Annotated in this window: 15 protein-coding genes; 5 read left to right on the top strand and 10 right to left on the bottom strand. The window is 64.6% G+C overall.

All coding sequences use genetic code 11. From position 1 onward, the window contains the following. Positions 1–67: 67 nt before the first annotated feature. Complete coding sequence (locus ACODSN_RS14170) at positions 68–466, top strand: hypothetical protein (protein WP_489056136.1); 399 nt, start codon at positions 68–70, stop codon at positions 464–466. Between the two features lie 172 nt (positions 467–638). On the opposite strand, the gene ACODSN_RS14165 is transcribed toward ACODSN_RS14170, so the two are convergent. From ACODSN_RS14165 to ychF, 4 genes are all read right to left on the bottom strand, one after another. Next, positions 639–1,592: an EamA family transporter gene (locus ACODSN_RS14165; RefSeq protein WP_489056135.1), complete on the bottom strand. Its 954-nt coding sequence runs from the start codon at positions 1,590–1,592 to the stop codon at positions 639–641. Positions 1,593–1,643: 51 nt separating this feature from the next. Then, positions 1,644–2,117 carry a MaoC family dehydratase gene (locus tag ACODSN_RS14160; RefSeq protein ID WP_489056134.1) on the bottom strand — a complete coding sequence of 158 codons (474 nt, stop codon included), beginning with the start codon at positions 2,115–2,117 and terminating at the stop codon, positions 1,644–1,646. Positions 2,118–2,181: 64 nt separating this feature from the next. Then, a complete protein-coding gene (locus tag ACODSN_RS14155; RefSeq protein WP_489056133.1) occupies positions 2,182–2,724 on the bottom strand; it encodes a DNA-deoxyinosine glycosylase in 543 nt (180 codons plus the stop codon). Positions 2,725–2,847: 123 nt separating this feature from the next. Then, positions 2,848–3,948, bottom strand: coding sequence for a redox-regulated ATPase YchF (ychF, locus tag ACODSN_RS14150; protein WP_489056132.1), 1,101 nt, complete (start codon positions 3,946–3,948; stop codon positions 2,848–2,850). 161 nt (positions 3,949–4,109) lie between these two features. Here ychF and ACODSN_RS14145 point away from each other — a divergent pair, with 161 nt between their 5' ends. After that, positions 4,110–4,550 carry a DUF983 domain-containing protein gene (locus ACODSN_RS14145; protein WP_489056131.1) on the top strand — a complete coding sequence of 147 codons (441 nt, stop codon included), beginning with the start codon at positions 4,110–4,112 and terminating at the stop codon, positions 4,548–4,550. On the opposite strand, the gene ACODSN_RS14140 is transcribed toward ACODSN_RS14145, so the two are convergent. Both ACODSN_RS14140 and ACODSN_RS14135 read right to left on the bottom strand, forming a co-directional pair. Continuing rightward, positions 4,547–5,227, bottom strand: coding sequence for a DUF2490 domain-containing protein (locus ACODSN_RS14140; RefSeq protein ID WP_489056130.1), 681 nt, complete (start codon positions 5,225–5,227; stop codon positions 4,547–4,549). The genes ACODSN_RS14145 and ACODSN_RS14140 overlap by 4 nt on opposite strands. 89 nt (positions 5,228–5,316) lie before the next feature. Further along, on the bottom strand, positions 5,317–6,945 hold the full coding sequence (locus ACODSN_RS14135; protein WP_489056129.1) for an alpha-D-glucose phosphate-specific phosphoglucomutase: 1,629 nt from the start codon (positions 6,943–6,945) through the stop codon (positions 5,317–5,319). Between the two features lie 123 nt (positions 6,946–7,068). Here ACODSN_RS14135 and ACODSN_RS14130 point away from each other — a divergent pair, with 123 nt between their 5' ends. Next, positions 7,069–7,311 carry a hypothetical protein gene (locus ACODSN_RS14130; RefSeq protein WP_489056128.1) on the top strand — a complete coding sequence of 81 codons (243 nt, stop codon included), beginning with the start codon at positions 7,069–7,071 and terminating at the stop codon, positions 7,309–7,311. Positions 7,312–7,371: 60 nt separating this feature from the next. Here the strand turns inward: ACODSN_RS14130 and pth are convergent, their stop codons facing one another. The 4 genes from pth to ACODSN_RS14110 form a co-directional block, all read right to left on the bottom strand. Then, entirely contained in the window at positions 7,372–7,941 is a 570-nt protein-coding gene (pth, locus tag ACODSN_RS14125; protein WP_489056127.1) for an aminoacyl-tRNA hydrolase, read from the bottom strand. A gap of 87 nt (positions 7,942–8,028) precedes the next feature. Further along, positions 8,029–8,643 carry a 50S ribosomal protein L25/general stress protein Ctc gene (locus ACODSN_RS14120; protein WP_489056126.1) on the bottom strand — a complete coding sequence of 205 codons (615 nt, stop codon included), beginning with the start codon at positions 8,641–8,643 and terminating at the stop codon, positions 8,029–8,031. 122 nt (positions 8,644–8,765) lie between these two features. Further along, on the bottom strand, positions 8,766–9,641 hold the full coding sequence (locus tag ACODSN_RS14115) for a TraB/GumN family protein (RefSeq protein WP_489056125.1): 876 nt from the start codon (positions 9,639–9,641) through the stop codon (positions 8,766–8,768). Positions 9,642–9,645: 4 nt separating this feature from the next. Next, on the bottom strand, positions 9,646–10,560 hold the full coding sequence (locus ACODSN_RS14110) for a TraB/GumN family protein (protein WP_489056124.1): 915 nt from the start codon (positions 10,558–10,560) through the stop codon (positions 9,646–9,648). Positions 10,561–10,722: 162 nt separating this feature from the next. Between ACODSN_RS14110 and ACODSN_RS14105 the strand changes: the two genes are divergently transcribed. Then, positions 10,723–11,595: a glycine--tRNA ligase subunit alpha gene (locus ACODSN_RS14105; protein ID WP_489056123.1), complete on the top strand. Its 873-nt coding sequence runs from the start codon at positions 10,723–10,725 to the stop codon at positions 11,593–11,595. Continuing rightward, positions 11,595–13,775, top strand: a complete 2,181-nt coding sequence (gene glyS / locus ACODSN_RS14100; protein ID WP_489056153.1) for a glycine--tRNA ligase subunit beta — start codon at positions 11,595–11,597, stop codon at positions 13,773–13,775. The genes ACODSN_RS14105 and glyS overlap by 1 nt, the downstream gene beginning before the upstream one ends. Positions 13,776–13,879: the final 104 nt, after the last annotated feature.

Genomic DNA, 13,879 nt, shown 5'->3' with positions numbered 1-13,879 from the left:
CAGGCGTGATTGCTATTTCCGCTATCTACCATTTTTTGCCGTTCGGCGCGCGGCGTGCCGCTCCCGATTGCAGACGCTCGCCAACTATTGCACGCATGTCGCTGAGGAAAGCGGAAAGGGTTGGGCATTGGAACTTGGAGATAATGAAACGGGCCTGCTGGAAGACTGTTACGAGGACTGGCGGGCGTTGTGGGAGATACCGGCGGGTCCGCCGGCCAGAAGCATCGAAGAAAGTGTTGGTTTTCTCGTGCCTCTTATCGAGGGTTGCTACCTAACAACGCTGGAGGTTACTGCATGGGAGCAGGCAAGGGCTGCTACGCCCATGAACCGGGATGATGCTTTGACTGTCGTGAAAAAAAGCGAGAACTACATTCCACCGGCGAATGAAGGCGCGACCTTTTATTTGCTATCCATCACGCCTCAAGGCGAAGCTGCCATCCCGTCGGGGGCGTTCCCGAACGATTGACCCATCCGGTTCTGCTTCGTCCGCTGCCGTGCCCGTAAACGGACAGTCGCCTACCCACCCATGACAGACATACCGCCAGTTTTAAAAAACGCTTGCCGCACACGGCGAGGCATTTTTGAAGCTGGGGCATGGCGATATCGAGAAGCTGTTCGGGCGGAAATAGGCGGGTTGTTCAGCGGCGGGCGCGTCGCAGGAACGGCCAGAGGATATTGATGGCGAGGCCGCCCATCACGAGAAGCGCGGCGGTGAGCTTCCAGGCGGGCATCGCCTCGCCCAGCAGCCATGCCGACGCGCCCATGCCGAACACCGGGACCAGCAGCGCCGTCGGTGTCACCGTGGCGGCGGGATGGCGTGTCAGTAGCCAGCCCCAGGCGGCGTAGGCGAACAGGCTGTTGCCGACCGACTGCCACAACACCGCCGCCCAGGTCGCCGCATCGGCTTGCAGGATGCCCGCTTTCATCGCCGCCGGGCCTTCCAGCAGGAACGATCCCAAAAACAGAGGCGGCACGGCGAACAGGCTGGACCAGACGACATAGGCCAGCATGTTGGTCGCGCCGCTCGTCTTGACGATATGGTTGCCGATCGCCCAGCTGATCGCCGCGAAGAGGACGAGCGTCAGGCCAAGCGGCGTCGTCGTCCCGTCCGAATGGGACAATATGAGGCCGAGGCCGCCGATCGCGAGGAGCAGCGCGACGATCTGAAACGGGCGGACCCGCTCGCCCGAAAAATACATGGCGAGCGCGATGGTGAAGAAAACCTGGCTCTGGATCACCAGCGACGCGAGGCCCGGCGAAATCTGGTCGCGCATGGCGATGTAGAGCAGGCCGAACTGGCCAAAGCCGATGAACAGGCCATAACCGGCGAGCGAACGCCATGCCACGGCGGGACGGCGGAGGAACAGCGCGGCTGGCAGAAAGGCGAAGGTGAAGCGCAGCGTCGCGAACAGCAGCGGCGGCAGATGATCGAGCGCGACCCGGATCACCACGAAATTCGTGCCCCAGATCGCGACCACGGCCAGCGCGAGCAAGGCGTGGCCGGGCGGGAGGGCGGCGGCGCGCGGCGAAGCCGGCCGGGAGGAGGGGCTGTTCATCGGGGCGGCATAGAATTTGCGGGCGGTGGGGACCATAGCCGCTTGGCCATCGTCTGGCCCTTGGCAACTTAGGCGGGCGCGGCCCCGCTATTGCGGGCGGGTGCGCCACATGGTGATCGGGATCATGGTCAGCACGGGTTCGTCATGCTGGTTGAGCAGCGTCACCTTGTTGCGGACGATGCCCATTTCGGGGCGGCTGCGCGAGGGGGTCTTTTCGATGACTTGCGATGAGCCGCGCAGCGTGTCGCCGGGGCGCACGGGGCGCAGCCAGCGCAGCTCGTCCACCCCGATCGCGCCGAGGCTTGCTTCCTGGTGGCCCGGATTTTCCTGAATCGCGGCCACGAACATCTTCATGAACAGGGCCGTGGTATGCCAGCCGCTGGCCGACAGCGTGCCGAAATGGGTTCGGGCCGCCGCCTCGTCGGACAGGTGGAATGGCTGGGCGTCAAATTCGCTGGCGAAGGCGATGCTGTCCTCGCGCGACAGTGTGAGCGGACCGAAGCGGATCGAATCGCCGATGGCGATATCCTCGAAATAGATGGTCTCTTCCGATAGGGGCATGGCCTTTCCTTATGCCCGCCCGGATCGCAGGGCAAGCGGCGCGCGCCTTCGGCCCGGTTGCGGCTCAGTCCAGTTGCGCCGCCATCACCATCCAGGCGGCGCGCTTGGCGTCGCGCGAGAGGCTGGCGAAGGCGCCGCTGGAGGAGGGGAGGTCGATCAGCGTCAGACCCTGCGCCGCGCCGAGCTGGCGACGGCCGTGCAGGGCCGCGGTCTTGCCGTTGAAGGCGACGGCCTTGAGTGCGGGCAGGCGCGCGACGAAGGCGGCGAGATCGCGCAGTTCCGCGCCCCGGATGGCGCTGTCCATGCTGCCGGGGCGATGTGCGCTTTCGATCACGTCCCACAGGCCGACATGGCGGGCCTTGAGCCGCTTGAGCCGCATCGCATAGGGCTGGCCGCGCAAATCCTCGCCCAGCACGTCGCCCATCAGCGCCCAGAAAGCGTTGCCGCGATGGGCATAATATTCGCCCTGCCGGATCGATGCGTCACCCGGCAGGCTGCCGAGGACGAGAAGGCGGGTGTCAGCGTCGACGCTCGGGGGAAAGGCGAACTTCAGGGGCAAGGGCGCGGCGCGATCAGAGTCTGGTTGGAAATGCGCGAAATAGCGCATTCTTTGGAAGGCCGCACCGGCCCGCGCCCCCACCCGACCGCCCAGACATGATATCCTGATGGGCGGCCGGGTGGGGGCGCGGGCCGGTGCGGATGCGCCAAAGGCGCATTTTCCAACAGACTCTCAGACGTTGAAGCGGAACAGCATGATGTCGCCGTCCTGCGTCACATAATCCTTGCCTTCCGACCGCCATTTGCCCGCTTCCTTCGCACCGGCTTCGCCGTCGAACTGGACATAGTCGGCATAGGCCATGGTTTCGGCGCGGATGAAGCCCTTTTCGAAATCGGTGTGGATCGCGCCCGCCGCCTGCGGAGCCTTCGACCCCTTGTGCACGGTCCAGGCGCGCGCTTCCTTTGGCCCCACGGTGAAAAAGGTGATGAGGCCGAGCAGCTCGTAGCCCGCACGGATGATGCGCGCGAGGCCCGCTTCGGCAAGGCCGAGCGCTTCGAGATATTCGCCGCGTTCCTCGACCGGCATGGTCACGAGTTCCGCCTCGATCGCGGCCGACACGATGACGGCTTTCGCCTTTTCCGCCGCCGCTTTTTCGAACACGCGCGCGGAATAGGCATTGCCTTCCGACGCGGCGGCTTCCTCGACATTGCAGATGTAGAGGACGGGCTTGGCGGTCAGCAACTGCGCCTGACCGAACAGCCGGGCTTCTTCCTCGTCGCGCGGCTGGGTGAGGCGGGCGGGCTTGCCGTCGCGCAGCAGGTCGAGCGCCTGCCCCAGCACGGCGGCGGCGGCCTTGGCTTCCTTGTCGCCCTGCGCGCCCTTTTTCAGGAGGTTGGGGACCCGCTTTTCGAGGGATTCGAGGTCGGCGAGCATCAGTTCGGTCTCGACCGTCTCGGCGTCGGCGATCGGATCGACCTTGCCCTCGACATGGGTGATGTCGTCATCCTCGAAGCAGCGCAGGACATGGACGATGGCGTCGGTTTCGCGGATGTTGGCGAGGAACTGGTTGCCCAGCCCTTCGCCCTTCGACGCGCCGCGCACGAGACCGGCGATATCGACGAAGGCGAGCTGGGTTTCGATGATCTTGGCCGACCCGCCGATCTTCGCGATCGTCTGGAGCCGATCGTCCGGCACGGCGACGCGGCCTTCATTGGGTTCGATCGTGCAGAAAGGATAATTCGCCGCCTGCGCCGCCTGCGTTTCGGTCAGCGCGTTGAACAGGGTGGACTTGCCGACATTGGGAAGCCCGACGATACCGCAACGAAAACCCATGAAACTGCCTTTGATGTCTGGAAGGATTGGCCGCGCCGATACCGCTTTCGCCGCCGCTTGGCCAGCCTTGCGACGAAGGGGCCATGGCAGGGTGGGACAAAAGGCCCAGTTGCCCGTTGCGCCGTGATCCCCACATGACGCGCGGGAAGCGAGGAACGATCATGGACGAGTCCGGCGAGAAATATTGGATCGACGAGGCGGGGCGGCGCTGGCCCTGCCGATCGGCGCTGGAAACGGGCGCGCGCGGCCGCTGCCCCCGTTGCGGCGAGGGGCATATCTTCACCGGCTTCCTGACGGTGCGCGATCGATGCGAGGTGTGCGACCTCAGCTATGATTTCGCCGATCCCGCCGATGGACCGGCGGTGTTCGTGCAACTGTTCGCCTGCGTTCCGGGCGTCATCTTCATCGTGATGCTGGAGATCCTGGCGCGGCCCGGCCTGTGGGTGCATATCGCGGTCGGCATTCCGGTGCTGATCCTGACGACCGTGCTGCCGTTGCGCCCGATCAAGGGCTGGCTGGTCGCCGCCCAGTTCACCAACAAGGCGCAGGAAGCTGGCACCGCGCCGCTATGGGCGAAGCTGCACGAGGGCGACCGGGATTAGGGACGCAGCATCAGGGTGATCGACGCGACATGGTTGACGCGGGTGCGCCCGCGCGTCTGGTTGACGACCTGATTGAGATAGCCGATTTCCAGCGTGGACGCGCCCTTGATCCCCAGTTCCGCGCCGACGAAAGTGCGGACCTGATCGAAGCCACCGCGTGCGCCCCAGTCGGTGTCGTTGAGCGCGACGAACCCTTCCACCGAGACCAGCGCGTTGACCGCCTGGCTTCCCGGCTTCAGCGGCTTTTCATAACGCAGCATTTCGCGCAGCCGCCATCCCGTGTCGTCGCCATCGGACCGCCAGCGCTGTTCGAGCCGCGAGCGCGACGACAGCTCGCCGCCCCAGGGCTTGCCCAGTGTCCAGCTAAGCTGCTGAAAGCTGCGTTCCTCGTTGAGGTCGCGTCCGCCCTCTATCGGCACGATGATATGAGCATAGCCCTGATAGACGGTCATGGTGGGCGACAGTTTCCAGCCGAGTGCGCCGCGCAGGATCGTCTGATCGACGCGCGACACGCCGTCGCCGAAGCGCGGCTGCAATTCGGCGAGATAGACGAGCTTGCCCGAGATGCTGCCCACCGCCGTCAGGTTGAGCCAGACCTGCTCGTCCTGCGTGGTGGCCGCGCGGGCGGGGGCGACGGCGGCGGACAGCAGGGCGGCGAGGGTGAGGATGATGCGCATGGGCGCGACCCCTTAACGGCGCTTCATTGCCCGCCCATGTCCGCTTTGTGATGATTGTAGCGCGCTGCCGTGGGCCGCGTTTCCGGGCGTCAGGTGATGACGCTGGGCCTGTCCATGCCCGAATGGCCGCGAATGTCCGCCAGTTCCTGTGCCGCGGCGACGAGCGGCGCGAGCGCATCGCCGGTGGCCATGGCGAGATCGCCGGTCGGCGCGACATAGCGTTCGATATACACGCGCAGGGTCGCCCCCTGCGTGCCCGTGCCCGACAGGCGAAAGACGATGCGCGAGCCATCGTCGAAGATGATCCGCAGCCCCTGATGGCTGCTGACGGACTGATCGGTCGGGTCGGTATAAGCAAAGTCATCCGCGCTCGCGATCGTGCCGCCGCTGGTCGCCAGCCCCGGCAGCGAGGCGAGCCTGCCGCCGAGCGCGGCCATCAGTGCGTCCGCCCGCTCGCTCGCGATCGCCTCATAATCGTGCCGGGCATAATAGTTGCGGCCATAGAGCGCCCAGTGATCGGCCATGACCGCCGCGACGCTTTGCTGGCGGACGGCAAGGATGTTGAGCCACAGCAGCACCGCCCAGATGCCGTCTTTCTCCCGCACATGATCCGATCCGGTTCCCGCGCTTTCCTCGCCGCAGATCGTGGCCATGCCGGCATCGAGCAGATTGCCGAAATATTTCCAGCCGGTCGGCGTTTCATACAGGGGGATGCCGAGCCGTTGCGCCACCCGGTCGGCCGCGCCGCTGGTCGGCATAGACCGGGCGATGCCTTTCAGTCCGGCCGCATAGCCGGGCGCGAGATGAGCGTTCGCGGCGAGCACCGCCAGCGAATCGGATGGCGTGACATAACAGTGCCGTCCGATAATCAGGTTGCGGTCGCCATCGCCGTCCGACGCCGCGCCGAAATCCGGCGCGTCCGGCCCGGTCATCCGCGCATAGAGGTCCGCCGCATGGACCAGATTGGGATCGGGATGATGCCCGCCGAAATCGGGCAGCGGGACTCCGTTCCTCACCGTGCCGGCGGGCGCGCCCAGCCGCTTTTCGAAAATCTCGGTTGCATAGGGGCCGGTGACGGCGCTCATCGCGTCGAAGGCGAAGGTGAAGCCGCCAGCGATCATGGCGCGGATCGCCGGGAAATCGAACAGGCTGTCCATCAGCTCCGCATAGGCGGCGACCGGATCGACCACCTCGACCGTCATCGCGCCGATCAGGCTGGTGCCAATCGCGTCGAGATCGACATCGTCCGCCGTCGCGATCCGGTACTGCGTGATCTCCAGCGTGCGGGCGAAAATGGCGTCGGTCACTTTTTCGGGCGCGGGGCCGCCATTGGCGACATTATATTTGATGCCGAAATCCTCGTCGGGACCGCCCGGGTTATGGCTCGCCGACAGGATCAGGCCGCCAAACGCGCTCGATGACCGGATCAGGTGCGACGCCGCGGGCGTGGAGAGGATGCCGCCCCGACCCACGATCACCCGGCCAAAGCCGTTCGCGGCGGCCATCCGCAGCACCGTCTGGATCACCTCGCGATTGAGGAACCGCCCGTCGCCGCCGACCACCAGCGTCTCTCCCGCAAAGCCTTCGAGACTGTCGAACACCGACTGGACAAAATTTTCAGCATAATGGGGCTGTTGAAAGACGCGGACTTTCTTGCGCAAGCCGGATGTGCCGGGCTTTTGATCGGTGAAGGGTTCGGTCGAGATCGTCTGAAACACTGGCATCCCCATGAAAGGCGCTCGAAGATCGCGGGTAGGCGCAATCGATGCTTATGGCCCTGGCGGCTTGATTATGGCACGCGGCGGTGGTTTGGAAGGGCTTCAATGAAGGAAGGTTTCACCATGTCCCCCATTCCCTGGGATCAGCCCGCGACGCTCATCGACCTGGACGGCAAGGCGCCGCTGATCGGGACCGTGCGCGATTGCGCCACGCATTTCGCGATGTTCAAACCCTTTGCCAAGGCGCAGGCGCGGGTACTGCTGACCCAGCCGGTGCATCGCGAGGGACGCAAGACGCGCACCTGGATATTGGAGCCGGACGAGATCGAGCAACTGGCGCACCGGCTGCGCAACGAAGCAAACTGACGGTTCAGGTTATTGCGCGGTTTCCGAGTCATCGGATGATTCTATCCGATTAGAAACCGCTTAGTCGGCCAGCCGCAGCGCCACCTCGTTCATGAAGCGGGCGTCGTCTCCGGCGGCGAGCCAGGGCGCTTCCGCGCCGATCGCGCCCAGCATGTCGGACAGGGCGTCGATCTCGCTCTTGTGATAATTGCCGAGCACATAGCCATGGACGCGGTCCTTGTGCCCCGGATGGCCGATGCCGATCCGCACCCGGCGGAAATCCGGCCCGATATGCGCGTCGGTGGAACGCAGGCCGTTATGCCCGGCATTGCCGCCGCCGCGCTTCACCTTGACCCGCATCGGCGCGAGGTCGAGTTCGTCGTGAAAGACGGTGACGTCCTGCGGCGCGAGTTTGTAGAAATCCATCGCCGCGCGGATCGCCCGGCCGCTTTCGTTCATGAAGGTGGCGGGTTTCAGCAGGATGATCTTGTCGGCGCCGATCCGCCCTTCCTGCACCCAGCCCTGAAACTGTTTTTTCGCGGGGGAAAAGCGATGGAGGTCGGCGATCACATCCGCCGCCATGAAGCCGACATTATGCCGGTGCATCGCATAGTTGGGACCGGGATTGCCCAGGCCTGCCCAAATCTGCATCGCTGCCATTCCCCAAAAGAAAATCCCGCCCGCCGGTTAGGCGGACGGGATCGGAATTTCCAGCCCTGCGGCTGACGCCGGAGAGGCTTATTCGGCCTCGGCGGTGGCTTCGGCTTCGCCCTCGGCGCTCTTGAGAGCCGATGGGGCCACGACCGTGGCGATGCTGAAATCGGTGTCGGCATGCAGTGCCTTGCTGCCCTTGGGCAATTTCACGGCGCTGATGTGCAGCGATTCGCCGACTTCCAGTCCGGTCAGATCGACCACGACTTCTTCGGGGATGTTCGCGGCATCGACGATCAGTTCGATGTCATGGGCCACGATGTTGAGCACGCCGCCCTTCTTCAGGCCCGGCGAGGCGTCTTCGTTGGCGAAGCGCACCGGCACATGGACATGAACGGTGGCATGTTCGGACACGCGCAGGAAGTCTGCGTGGAGCGGGCGGTCGGATACGGGGTGGAACGCCACATCCTTGGCGAGCGTGCGGATGGACTTGCCGCCGACTTCGACCATGATGACCGAATTGAAGAAGTGGCCGGTGCCGAGCTGCTTGTTGAGGAGCTTTTCCTCGACGTGGATCGACTGGGGTTCTTCGTTCATTCCATAGATGACGGCGGGTACGCGGCCCTCACGGCGGAGGGCGCGGGAGGCTCCCTTGCCTGCCCGATCGCGTGCCTCGGCCGACAGCGTAAGCTGCTCGCTCATTGCGTGTCTCCAAAAGCTTGGTTGATATAATCTTCCGCCACGCCTCCAGGGATGACCATAGCGGAAGGCGGCCCTTTAGCAGAAAAGGGCGTAAAGGCAAGCGGCGTGCCCGCCCACGGGACTTATTGAACGCGCGTGACCTTGAAGCCTTTCGCTTCGAGCAACGCGATCAGGTTGTTCCTGCCCGTCAGATGCCCTGCGCCCACGGCGATGAAGGGCTTGCCTTTCATCGGCTCGATCGCCTTGATCCAGTCGCGGTTGCGCGCGATCAGCACCGCATCTTCGACCTGCGGGTCGGGCTGCTCGCCAATCTCGTCCTCCCGGTCGATCGCGGCCATGTCGCCCTTCGCCCAGGCGTTGAGGATGCGCTCATAGAGCGCCTTCATCCCCTTCGCCTCGTGCACGGTCTGGACGAGCAGCCGCCGCTGCGCCGCTTCGGGCAAGCTGTCGAAGGCGCCGAATTGCCGCTCGACGGTTTCCAGCCCGCCGATCGGCCGCCCTTTGAAGGCGGGGATCAGCGCCTGTTCGACGCCATCGTCCTGGTAGACGTGCAGCGCCTGCTGCGTCGCGGCCGACAGCAGCATCGCCGCCGCCCAGCTTTCATAGCCCGACAGATATTGGCTGTTCGCGCCGCCGTCGCGCATCGTCTTTTCGAGCGCGGCCTTCTCGCCTGTCGGCACCCGCGCCTCCAGCGGCGGCAGGCCCGCGCTGCGCCCCATCTTTTCGAACAGGCCGAGCGTCTTGGTGGGATTTTGGATATCCGCCGCCTCCAGCACCAGCCGGTCGGCCTCGCCCATCGCCTGTCGCAGCGCGGGGGTTTGCCACGCCAGCCCCTTGGGCAGCACATGGATGGTGCCGAACAGCCAGCCGTCGAGCGCGCCGCGCTGTACGCGCCAGAGCGCCGGGCCGGATTGCGGCGCGGCGGCGGGCGGTTCGCGGTCGCAGGCCGTGACCAGCGTCAGCGAGAGGAGGGCCAGCAGCCGGAATATCGCTTGCATCGCCTTATTCCCCGACCCGAGTGGATGGCACGCCCAGCGCTCTCAACTGGTCCTGCACGCTGCCCGCACCCGCCAGATGCCCCGCGCCGACCGCGACGAACACGGTCCCCGGACGATCCAGCCGCGCCTTGATCCATTTCGCCCAATTGGCGTTGCGGCCGATCAGCAGCAGTTGCGCTAGCTCGGGTGTCGCTTCCAGCGAGTCGTTCATCTCCTTGGCCAGCTTGTCCGGCTCGCCGCGCTGCCAGTGCCGGACCAGCGAGGCGAACTGGCCCTCCATATCGGTCAGGCCATCGACCGTGCTCGTGAGAAACGCCACCTGCTGCTTCATCGGCAGGGTCGCGAAAAAGTCGAGCTGCTGCTCCACCGTCTCCAGCGGTTCGATCCGCTTGCCCTGCGCGCGGGCGCTCGCCATCAGCGTCTTTTCCGCGCCCAGTTCCGCCTTATAACCCAGCCGGTCGAGCGGGGCGACCGACAGCGCCATGCCCGCCATCCATGGGTTGAAGCCCTCGAACGCCTGCCATGGCAAGCCGTTGGCCGCCATCGCCGCCTGATATTGGGCGCGCGCCGGTGGCTCCAGCCGGTCCGACAGCTTGACCCCGTCATGCGCCAGCGCCTTGCCCGCCATGACACTGGCGAGCGCGCCCGGATTGTCCGGCTCGACAATCTCGACTACCAGCTCGTCCGAACGGTCGAAGGCGCGCTTTATGCCGCCGTCGAACCAGTGGATATCGGGCTTGAGCACATGGACGGTGCCGAACAGATAGATGGTCGTGTCCGCATCCTTCACCTCCCACAGCGCGGGGCCGGTCTGAACGGCGGCGGGGGGAGGCGCGGGCGCGACCGCGGGGCGTTCCTGCGTGCATCCGCCCAGAAACAACAGACCGGCGGCGAGCAGGCGGGAAAGGGGCGAGGTCATGTCGGCGAGCATCCATCCCGTGAAATCGGTTCCGACCTTGCGGGGGGCGGGCGCGCAGGGCAAGGGGCTTAACCCTAAAAAGCGGCGGCTTTTCCTTGACCCTTCGTTTCGCCTGCGCCAGAGCCGCGCGACGATAAAACCGCCAATTCCAAGGGACGAACCGTGGCCGAGGGCACCCCGCTTTCCTTTCAGGACCTGATCCTGACCCTGCACGCCTATTGGGGGCGGCATGGCTGCGTCATCCTGCAACCGCTCGACATGGAAGTGGGCGCGGGCACCTTTCATCCCGCGACGACGCTGCGCAGCCTGGGACCCAAGCCGTGGAACGCCGCCTATGTGCAGCCGAGCCGCCGCCCGACCGATGGCCGCTATGGGGAAAATCCCAACCGGCTCCAGCATTATTACCAGTATCAGGTCATCATGAAGCCTTCGCCCGCAAACCTTCAGGACCTGTATCTGGGGTCGCTGGAGGCGATCGGCATCGATCCGCTGGTGCATGACATCCGGTTCGTCGAGGATGACTGGGAAAGCCCGACACTGGGCGCCTGGGGGCTGGGCTGGGAAGTGTGGTGCGACGGCATGGAAGTCAGCCAGTTCACCTACTTTCAGCAGATGGGCGGCTTCGATTGCAAGCCGGTCGCGGGAGAGCTGACTTACGGGCTTGAGCGGCTGGCCATGTATATTCAGGGCGTCGACAGCGTCTACGACCTCAAGTTCAACGATGCCGGCGTCACCTATGGCGAGGTGTTTCTCGAAAACGAGAAACAGATGTCGAAATGGAATTTCGAGGTCGCCGACACCGATAAGCTGTTCCGCTGGTTCAAGGATTGTCAGGCCGAATGGCGGCAGTGCATCGACGCGGGCGTGCCGCTCGCCGCGTTCGAACAGGCGATCAAGGCGTCGCATACTTTCAATCTGTTGCAGGCGCGCGGCGTGATTTCGGTGCAGGAACGCGCCAGCTATATGGGGCAGGTGCGCGACATGGCGAAGGGCAGCTGCGAAGCGTGGATGCAGACCAACGGGTGGGCCGCGTGATGCGCGATTTCCTGCTCGAAATCCGTTGCGAGGAAATTCCCGCGCGCATGCAGTTGAAGGCGGCGGACGATCTGGCGCGGCTGTTCACCGAGGAACTGGCGAAGGCCGGGCTTCCGGTCGCGGCGATCGAGACGTTCGTGACGCCCCGCAGGCTGGCGCTGATCGCGCGTGACCTGCCGCTGGAAACCGCCGCTGTCAGCGAGGAATTTAAAGGCCCGCGCAGCAGCGCGGCGCCACAGGCGCTCGAAGGCTTCCTGCGCAAGACCGGGCTGACGCAGGACCAGCTTGAGGACCGCGATGGCGTGTGGTTCGGCACGGTCAGCAAGCCCGGCCGCGCCACCGCAGAGGTGCTGGCGCTTGCCGTGCCCGCGATCATCCGCGCCTTTCCCTGGCCCAAATCGATGCGTTGGGGCGCCGCGAGCCAGACCACCGAAAGCCTGCGCTGGGTCCGCCCGTTGCAGGGGATCGTCGCGATTCTGGGCGATGCGCTGGTGGATATCGAGATTGAGGGCGTGCGTTCGGGCTTTGCGACGCTGGGGCATCGCTTTCATCATCCGCACGAAATTACGATCGGCGGCGCGAACGACTATGCCGAAAAGCTGCGCGCCTGCCATGTGATCGTGAGCCATCAGGAGCGGCAGGCGATCATCGCGGCAAAGGCGGCTGAGGCGGCGGCTGCGCATGGCTACAGCGTGATCGAGGACAAGGGCCTGATCGCGGAGAATGCGGGGCTGACCGAATGGCCGGTGCCGCTGCTGGGCGATTTCGACGCGGCTTTTCTTGAGGTGCCGCCTGAGGTTATCCAGCTAACCCTGCGGATCAACCAGAAATATTTCGTGCTACGGGATGCGGCGGGCAAGCTGGCTCCCGCCTTCATCTGCACCGCCAATATCGACGCGAAGGATGGTGGTGCGGCGATTATCGCCGGCAATCGCAAGGTGCTGGCCGCGCGGCTGAGCGATGCGCGCTTCTTCTGGGAACAGGACCGCAAGACGCGGCTGGAAGAGCATGCGAGGAAGCTGGAGCGGATCACGTTCCACGAGAAGCTGGGCACCGTCGCCGATAAGGTGGAGCGGGTGGCCAAGCTGGCCGAGTGGCTGGCGAGCGAAGGGATTGTCCCGAACTGCGATCCGGTTTTGGCGCGGCAGGCGGCTGAGCTGTGCAAGGCTGATCTTGTCACCGAGATGGTCGGCGAATTCCCGGAATTGCAGGGGGTTATGGGCGGCTATTACGCCCGCGCCGAGGGCCTGCCCGATGCGGTCGCCGACGCCATTCGCGATCATTACAAGCCGGTCGGGCAGGGCGACGACGTGCCGACCGCGCCGGTGACGGTTGCGGTGAGTTTGGCGGATAAGCTGGATACGTTAGCTTGCTTCTTCTGGGCGAAGATGCCGCCGACCGGTTCGAAAGATCCGTTCGCACTTCGCCGCGCTGCTTTAGCAACAAGTCTCTTGATTATCGGCAACTGCCTTAAATTGAAGCTTGGTCGTGCCTTGAGCGTAGCGGAAATGTCGATCATCGTGCAACAGATGGCTCCAAATGCCGAATATTTAAGCGCTCTAGAAAATCGATATGCCGGCTTTGCAGAAGATCAAATTATTTCGATTTTCTATCGAGAAATAAAGGCATCTGGGCGTGAGGAACAACCAGATGCAAATTATCAATGCGTCCAAGACCTTCTCGACTTCTTCGCCGACCGCCTCAAGGTCCAGCAGAAGGAAGCTGGCGTTCGTCACGACCTGATCGATGCGGTGTTCGCGCTCGGGGGCGAGGATGATCTCGTTCGCCTGCTTGCGCGGGTGAAGGCGCTGCAATCGTTCGTCGCGACCGATGATGGCGTGAACCTGCTCGCCGGGTACAAGCGGGCGGCGAATATTCTCAAGAAAGAAGCGCCTGTTTCGGAAACCACGCCGCTGTCCTACACCCCGGAACCCGCCGAAGCCGCGCTGATCGCCGCGCTCGACGGGGCCGAGCCGCTGGCGCGTGAGGCGGTGATGGCGGAGGATTTCGCGGGGGCGATGGCCGCGCTCGCGTCGCTGCGCCAGCCTATCGACGCCTTTTTTGAATCCGTCACGGTCAATGATGCGGACTCCGACAAGCGATCGGCGCGTCTGGCGCTGCTTGCGCGGGTGCGGGACGCGGTTCATGCTGTGGCCGACTTTTCGAAAATTGCAGGCTGACGGAGCCAAAGCGAGATTGCCAGAATGAGACGCCCCGCCACCGCCAACTGAAGTCTTTGTTGCAGCGCACAACTATACTATGGCTCTGCCGCAGGGAGATCGCC

The sequence above is a fragment of the Sphingobium sp. FG11 genome, from assembly GCF_057809915.1.
This window is presented reverse-complemented; position numbering and strand designations above follow the sequence as displayed.

What these genes read in the sequence shown, in the direction of transcription:
- pth (WP_489056127.1), bottom strand. Translation starts at nt 7,941, where the DNA reads ATGCAGATTTGGGCAGGCCTGGGCAATCCCGGTCCCAACTATGCGATG.
- ACODSN_RS14115 (WP_489056125.1), bottom strand. Translation starts at nt 9,641, where the DNA reads ATGCAAGCGATATTCCGGCTGCTGGCCCTCCTCTCGCTGACGCTGGTC.
- ACODSN_RS14165 (WP_489056135.1), bottom strand. Translation starts at nt 1,592, where the DNA reads ATGGTCCCCACCGCCCGCAAATTCTATGCCGCCCCGATGAACAGCCCC.
- ACODSN_RS14145 (WP_489056131.1), top strand. Translation starts at nt 4,110, where the DNA reads ATGGACGAGTCCGGCGAGAAATATTGGATCGACGAGGCGGGGCGGCGC.
- ACODSN_RS14120 (WP_489056126.1), bottom strand. Translation starts at nt 8,643, where the DNA reads ATGAGCGAGCAGCTTACGCTGTCGGCCGAGGCACGCGATCGGGCAGGC.
- ACODSN_RS14155 (WP_489056133.1), bottom strand. Translation starts at nt 2,724, where the DNA reads ATGCGCTATTTCGCGCATTTCCAACCAGACTCTGATCGCGCCGCGCCC.
- ACODSN_RS14130 (WP_489056128.1), top strand. Translation starts at nt 7,069, where the DNA reads ATGTCCCCCATTCCCTGGGATCAGCCCGCGACGCTCATCGACCTGGAC.
- ACODSN_RS14160 (WP_489056134.1), bottom strand. Translation starts at nt 2,117, where the DNA reads ATGCCCCTATCGGAAGAGACCATCTATTTCGAGGATATCGCCATCGGC.
- ACODSN_RS14110 (WP_489056124.1), bottom strand. Translation starts at nt 10,560, where the DNA reads ATGACCTCGCCCCTTTCCCGCCTGCTCGCCGCCGGTCTGTTGTTTCTG.
- ACODSN_RS14140 (WP_489056130.1), bottom strand. Translation starts at nt 5,227, where the DNA reads ATGCGCATCATCCTCACCCTCGCCGCCCTGCTGTCCGCCGCCGTCGCC.
- ychF (WP_489056132.1), bottom strand. Translation starts at nt 3,948, where the DNA reads ATGGGTTTTCGTTGCGGTATCGTCGGGCTTCCCAATGTCGGCAAGTCC.
- glyS (WP_489056153.1), top strand. Translation starts at nt 11,595, where the DNA reads ATGCGCGATTTCCTGCTCGAAATCCGTTGCGAGGAAATTCCCGCGCGC.